Raw genomic sequence first — 3,179 nt, 5'->3', positions numbered from 1 at the left:
CGAAGCCAACTGGCCGACCGGCTGCCGGCCTATATGGTGCCGGCCGCGGTCGTGGTCCTGGAGACGATGCCGTTGACCGTCAACGGCAAACTCGACTTCCGCGCCCTACCGGCACCGGACTACAGCGCGGGTGTATACCGCGCCCCTGCCAGCACCACCGAGGAAATCCTGGCTGGCATCTACGCTCAAGCCCTCGGCGTGGAACGGGTCGGCATCGACGACTCCTTCTTCGAACTCGGCGGCGACTCGTTGTCTGCGATGCGACTGGTTGCGGCGGTCAATTCTGGTCTGGGCGCTGGTCTTTCGGTGCGTGATTTGTTTGAGGCGCCTTCGGTTGCGCGGTTGGCTTTGCGTGTCGGTTCGGGTGGGGGTGGGCTGGAGCCGTTGGTGGCGGTGGAGCGGCCGGTGGTGGTGCCGTTGTCGTTCGCGCAGAGCCGGTTGTGGTTCCTTGACCAGTTGCAGGGGCCGTCCGCGGTTTACAACATGCCGACGGGGTTGCGGCTCAGCGGTCCCCTGGATGCCGACGCGCTGGGTGTGGCGCTGGCCGATGTGGTGGGCCGTCACGAATCGCTGCGCACGCTGTTTGTCGCGTTCGAGGGGATACCCCAGCAGCTGGTGGTGCCGCCCGAGCGGGCTGACTTCGGCTGGCAGATTGTCGATGCCACTGACTGGTCGGAGGACCGGTTGGTCGAGGCTGTCGGCACCGAACTGGGTCGCCCGTTTGATTTGGCGCGCGAGGTTCCGTTGCGGGCACGGCTTTTCCGCACTGGTATCGATGAGCATGTGCTGGTGGTGGTGGTGCATCATATTGCCGCTGATGGTTGGTCGATCGCTCCGCTGGTGGCCGATCTGGGTGTGGCGTATGCCAGTCGGTGTGCGGGGCACACGCCGGGTTGGGCCGAATTGCCGGTGCAGTATGTCGATTACACGTTGTGGCAGCGGGCTCAGTTCGGTGATCTTGAGGATCCGCAGAGCCGCATCGGCGGGCAATTGGCGTATTGGGAGCAGACTTTAGCCGAGATGCCTGAGCGGTTGGCTTTGCCCACCGATCGGCCCTATCCGCTGGTTGCTGATCAACGCGGCGAGATAGTGACGCTGGAGTGGTCGGCTGGGTTGCAGCGGCGGGTGGCTTGGGTGGCTCGTGAGCATGGTGCGACCAGTTTCATGGTGGTGCAGGCGGCTTTGGCGGTGTTGTTGGGCAAGCTGGCCGGCAGTAGCGATGTGGCGGTGGGGTTTCCGATTGCGGGGCGGCGTGATCCGGCGCTGGATGAGTTGGTGGGTTTTTTCGTCAATACGTTGGTGTTGCGGGTGGATTTGGGTGGGGATCCCAGTGTGGCGGAGTTGTTGGGGCGGGTGCGGCAGCGCAGTTTGGCGGCCTATGACCATCAGGATGTGCCGTTTGAGGTGCTTGTCGAACGGCTTAACCCCACCCGATCGCTCACCCATCATCCGCTGGTGCAGGTGTTGTTGGCCTGGCAGAACCTTCCCGGGCGCCTTGGTGAGCCCGCGGCGGGGTTGAGGTTGGGTGATCTGCGGGTCAGCCAGTTGCCGATGAATACCCATACCGCGCGGACGGACTTGTCGTTGTCGTTGGCCGAACGCTGGACGCGCAGCGGTGAGCCGGCCGGGATTGGCGGGTCGGTGGAGTTCCGTACCGATGTGTTCGATGAGCAAAGCATCCAGGCGTTGATGGGGCGGTTGGAGCGGGTGTTGGAGGCGATGACCGCTGATCCGTCGCGGCGGTTGTCCTCGATCGATGTGCTCGAGGTGGGTGAGCGCGCCCGTTTGGATGAGATGGGTAACCGTGGGGTGCTGACTCGCCCGGTGAGTGCGTCGGTGTCGGTTCCGGTGTTGTTCGGCGAGCAGGTGGTGCGTGCCCCGGAGGTGGTGGCGATCCGTTTTGCGGGCCGCGCAATGACCTACCGGCAACTCGATGAGGCTTCAAACCGGTTGGCGCACTTGTTGGTTGGCGCGGGTGTGGGGCCGGGGCAGTGTGTGGCGCTGGTGTTGGAGCGCTCGGCTGAGGCGGTCGTGGCGATGCTGTCGGTGTTGAAGGCGGGGGCGGCTTATCTGCCGATCGACCCCGCGCAGCCCGACACGCGGATCGAATTCATGCTTGCCGATGCCGGGCCCGTGGCGGCGATCACCACCGCGCGGTTGCGGTCGCGGTTGCACGGGCGGGATCTAGTAATCATCGATATCGACGACCCTCGTATCGACGCTCAGCCCGGCACCGCGTTGCCGGTGCCTGCGGGCGACGATGTCGCCTATCTGATCTACACCTCGGGTACCACCGGTGTGCCCAAGGGGGTGGCGGTCACCCATGAGAATCTGATGCATTTGGCGGCGTCCTCGCCTGTTGATCTGCCGGCGTCGCAGGTGTGGAGCCAGTGCCATTCGTATGCTTTCGATTTCTCGGTGTGGGAGATCTGGGCCGCGCTGCTTGGTGGGGGGTGCCTGGTGGTGGTGCCCGAGGAGGTGGTGGGCTCACCGCAGGATTTCCACGCCCTGCTGATCAGTGAACGGGTCAATGTGTTGACTCAAACCCCTTCTGCGGCAGGGGTGTTGTCGTCTGAGGGTTTGGAGTCGGTGGCGTTGCTGCTCGGTGGTGAGCCCTGTCCGGCTGAGGTGGTGGATCGGTGGGCGCGCGGGCGGGTGGTGATCAACGCCTATGGCCCCACCGAGGCCACGGTGTATGCGTCGATGAGCGCGCCGTTGTCGGTCGGGGATGCGGCGGTGCCGATCGGTGCGCCGGTGTCGACGGCGGCGCTGTTTGTTCTCGACGAGTGGTTGCACCCGGTGCCGGTCGGGGTGGTGGGTGAGTTGTATGTGGCCGGTCGCGGGGTGGGGGTCGGCTATGTGGGCCGGTCCGACTTGACGGCTTCGCGGTTTGTGGCGTGCCCGTTCGCGCCGGCGGGGGCGCGGATGTATCGCACCGGGGACGTGGTGCGGTGGCGCGGCGATGGGCAGCTTGAGTATCTGGGGCGTGCCGATGAGCAGGTCAAGATCCGGGGGTATCGCATCGAACTCGGCGAGATCCAGGCCGCGCTGGCCGCCCTGGATGGGGTGGATCAGGCGGTGGTGGTTGCCCGCGAGGACCGCCCCGGTGACAAGCGCCTGGTCGCCTACCTGACTGGGACAGCCGACGCGGCCGGGGTGCGAAGCCAACTGGCCGACCG

The 3,179-nt window shown here is 65.6% G+C and carries 1 protein-coding gene; it reads left to right on the top strand.

Annotation, left to right across the window (positions count from 1 at the left end):
- Positions 1-3,179 (top strand): non-ribosomal peptide synthetase (locus A5686_RS16605; RefSeq protein WP_156750110.1); only part of this gene is annotated, 3,179 nt, incomplete at both ends.

Source organism: Mycobacterium sp. E2479 (assembly GCF_001667925.1).
Taxonomy (GTDB): domain Bacteria; phylum Actinomycetota; class Actinomycetes; order Mycobacteriales; family Mycobacteriaceae; genus Mycobacterium.
Note: the sequence above shows the minus strand (reverse complement) of the source record. Positions and strands in the feature narration are given on the sequence as shown.